Here is a 3802-nt window from a genome sequence, read left to right on the forward strand (position 1 = left end):
ATGTCGGTCGCCAGGTCGAAACGGTGCGCGATGACCTCGTCGACCGCGCCGTTCAGGTCTTCGGGTGCCACGTCGACCACCGGCACCGGCACCAGCGAGTCCTCCATCGGCAGGATGCGCTGGCAGGGCTCGTCGTCGTCATCTCTCACGTAGGTGGTGCGCAGGATCTCGTGCCGGCCGACCACGTCGCGGATCGCCGCGGCCAGGGCGTCCTGATCCAGTGGTCCGGTCAGCCGGAACGTCGGGGAGATGTTGTAGGTCTCCGCCCCTCGCTCCAGTTGGTTCGTCACCCACATGCGGCGTTGTGCGTACGAAAGCGGAATCACTGGGTCACTCCTCTGTGATCATTTTGCGCATACTGGGGCGAAGCGGGACGTACGACTCCTGCGACCACGCGGCGAGCGCGGCCACGGTCGGCAGGTCGAAGATCTTGCGGATGGGAATTTCGATGCCCAGCTCGGCGCGGGCCCGGGTGATCAGCCGGGTGGCGAGCAGGGAGTGTCCACCGAGGGCGAAGAAGCCGTCGTCGACGCCGACCCGGTCCACGCCGAGCACCTCGGCGAACAGCTTGGCCAGGGCCTTCTCCCGGGCCGTACCGGGTGCCCGGAAGGGCGTTGCGGGAGTGAGGTCGGGGGCGGGCAGGGCCTTGTGGTCGAGCTTGCCGTTGGGAGACAGGGGCAGCCGGTCGAGCGGCACGTAGGCGGCGGGGAGCATGTAGTCGGGCAGCCGCTCCGCCACGTGGTCGCGCAGTTCCGCCGGGTCCGGGGCCCGCTCGCCCCGGACCGGGACGAGATAGGCGGCCAGGTAACGGGTGTCACCACTCTGCCGGACCACGACCGCTGCCTGGGCGACGCGGGGGTGTGCCGTGAGGGCGGCCTCGACCTCACCGGGTTCGATGCGGAAGCCCCGTATCTTGACCTGTGTGTCGATACGGCCGAGATGACTCAGTTCTCCGTCGCCGGAGAAGCTGGCGAGGTCGCCGGTGCGGTACATGCGGGAGCCCGGTGGCCCGTAGGGGTCGGGGACGAAGCGCTCCGCGGTCAGGCCGGACTGTCGGTGGTAGCCGCGTCCGGCCCCGGCCAGATAGAGCTCGCCCGGTGTGCCCGGCGGCAGCAGGTCGAGACCGGAACCGAGGACGTAGGCGCGTATGCCGGGGAAGGGACGGCCGACGGGCACACCCGTGGCGTACGGCTCGCCGGGGTCCAGAAGGTGGCTGGTCGCGTAGAAGGTCTCGCTGGGGCCGTAGCTGTTGATGACGCGGGCCTCCGGCCAGAGTTCGCGCACCCGCCGGGCCAGGGCCGGGGTCAGCACTTCCCCGGAGATGTTCAGTGCCGTGGGCCTGATGCGGTCGGCGAGCTGGTCGACGAGTTCGGCGAAGGCCGACGGCACCGAGCAGATGACGTCGACGTCCCAGGTGTCGCGTTCGGCCAGCTCCAACACGTCGCGCACGATCTCGACGCTGCCCCCCGTGGTGAGCGCGGAGAAGGTTTCGAAGGTGGCGACGTCGAAGCCGAACGAGGCAGCGAGCAGCATCCGCTGACCGGACGTCATGCCCGCGTGGGCGACCAGGGCGTCCACCGCGTTGACGACGGTGGCGTGGGTGATACCCACGCCCTTGGGCACGCCGGTGGAACCGGACGTGTAGACGATGGAGGCGAGGTTCCCGGGGCGGACCGTCGGCCGTGCCGCCGCGGCCGTGGTGGTGTCCTGGGCCGCGCCCTCGAGGCCGACGTCCTCGAGAACCAGGACGGGAATGTCCGTGGCGGGCACGAGCTCGCGGGTGCCGGCGTTGGCCAGGACCAGGTGGGGCCGAGCGCCGGGAAGGATGCGCGGCAGGCGGCTGGCCGCGTGGGCGGGGTCGACGGGCAGATACGCACCGCCCGCCTTCAGCACACCCAGAAGGGCCACGACCGTGTTCGCCGTACGCGGTAGGAGTACGCCCACCACCGTCTCCGGGCCCACCCCCCGCCGGACCAGTTCGTCCGCGAGCCGCTCGGCGCGGGCGTCCACCTCGGCGTAGGTGAGCGATTCACCGGCGGCGACCACCGCGACCGCGTCCGGGGTCCGCGCCACCTGGGCCTCCACACGCGCGGTGATCGTGACGTCCGAGTCGGGGACCGCCGGATCGCTGAACTCCGCCAGTATCCGGCCGCGTTCGGCAGGCTCCAGGATGTCGAGCTGCGCCACCTTCACCTCGAGGGAGGCCGCCATCTGCCGCAGGATGCGCACGAGGCGGGCCGCGTGCCTTTCCGCTGTGCCGCGGTCGACAACGCCGGGCGTGTACTGGAGGACGAGCTGGAGGTCCGGGTCGACCGCCGCCGCCAGGCACAGGGGATAGTTGTTGCCCGCGAAGGGGCGGAAGCCGGTGAAGGTGATCCCGTCCGCGGCATCGCCGGCGGCGATGAGGCCCTCGCGGTCGACAGGGTACGACTCGAAGACGACCAGCGTGTCGAAGAGGGACTGCACGCCGACGGCCTGCTGGATGTCGGCGAGCCCGTAGTACTGGTGCTCCGTGAGGGCGGCCTGCCGGCTCTGCAGCCGGGTGAGGACCTCCGCGACCGTGTCGCCCGGCGCGTATGTGACCCGTACGGGGACGGTGTTGATGAACATCCCGACCATCGACTCGACGTCCGCCACCGCGGGCGGGCGCCCGGAGACGGTGGCTCCGAACGTCACGTCCTGACGGCCGGTGAGCCGGCCGAGCAGCAGGGCCCAGGCACCCTGGACCAGGGTGTTGACGGTGATGCCCAGGTCCAGGGCGCGCCGGGTGAGTTCGCGCGCCTCGTCGGTCGGGAGCGCGATGTCGACCTGGTCCCGGCCTTCGCCGTGCGCGTCCGCGGCGCCGGGAAGGAGCTGGGTCGGTCCCTCGACCCCGTGGAGCTCGGCCGCCCACGCCCGTGCCGCCTCGTCCTTGTCCTGCCGCGCGAGCCAGAGGAGGAAGTCGTCGCAGTCGCGGGTCGCGGGCAGACCAGCCGGGTCGCCGTCGGAGGCGTAGAGCAGCAGCAGGTCCCGCATCAGCAAGGGCGTGGACCAGCCGTCGAACAGCGTGTGGTGGGCGGTCAGCACGAGTTCGGGCCGGTCGGGCCCGAGGACGGCCAGGGCCATCCGGAAGAGCGGCGGGGTACCTGTGTCGAAGTGGGCGGCCCGGTCCTCCTCGAGGAACCGCTCGAACGCCTCGGTCTGCTCCGCCTCGTCAGCCGCACTCAGATCGAGGTACCGCCATGGCAGGACCACCTTCTCCGGCACCACCTGCACGATGTCTCCGTCCGCCCGGCCGACGAACGCCGCGCGGAGGCTGGCATAACGCCCCACTAGCGCCTGCCCGGCCCGGCGCATCCGCTCCGGATCGACCGCTCCGGACAGCCGGAAGACCAGCTGGACGTGGTAGGGGTCGTGGGATGCCCCGGCCAGCATCGTGTGGAAAAGGATGCCGGACTGCGCCGGAGTGGCCGGCCACACCTTGGCCACCCTGCCGAAGCGGGACTCCCAGACATCGATCTCCTCCTGGTGCACCTCGACCAGCGGCGCGTCGCTCGGGGTCAGCCCGCCGGCGCCGGGGCCGGCCGCGTGCCGGGCCAGGCCGGTCAGCGCTTCCACCCACAACCCGGCCAGCTCGCCCGTCTCCTCGCGGGACAGCACACCTGTCGGGAAGCCGAAGTAGGCGGTCAGCTCGTCCTCCCCCGCGGCGGTGGCCGTGGTCACCGCGTTGATCTCCAGCGCCGACAGCACCGGCATGTCGCCGTCCGGCGCGGCGATCAGGTCCCGGTGCGTGGTGTCCGGTGCCCAGCCCTCGCCCCGCAGG

At 71.6% G+C, this 3802-nt stretch carries 2 protein-coding genes; both read right to left on the reverse strand.

Annotation, left to right across the window (positions count from 1 at the left end; translation table 11 throughout):
* Positions 1-326, reverse strand: a 326-nt coding sequence (locus RM812_RS40900) for a condensation domain-containing protein (protein WP_311585905.1), incomplete at its 3' end; no start/stop codon positions are given.
* Positions 327-330: 4 nt separating this feature from the next.
* A partial coding sequence (locus RM812_RS40905) for an amino acid adenylation domain-containing protein (RefSeq protein ID WP_311585907.1) occupies positions 331-3802 on the reverse strand: 3472 nt, incomplete at its 5' end.

Origin of the sequence: Streptomyces lancefieldiae (assembly GCF_031845825.1) — a bacterium.
GTDB lineage: Bacteria > Actinomycetota > Actinomycetes > Streptomycetales > Streptomycetaceae > Streptomyces > Streptomyces lancefieldiae.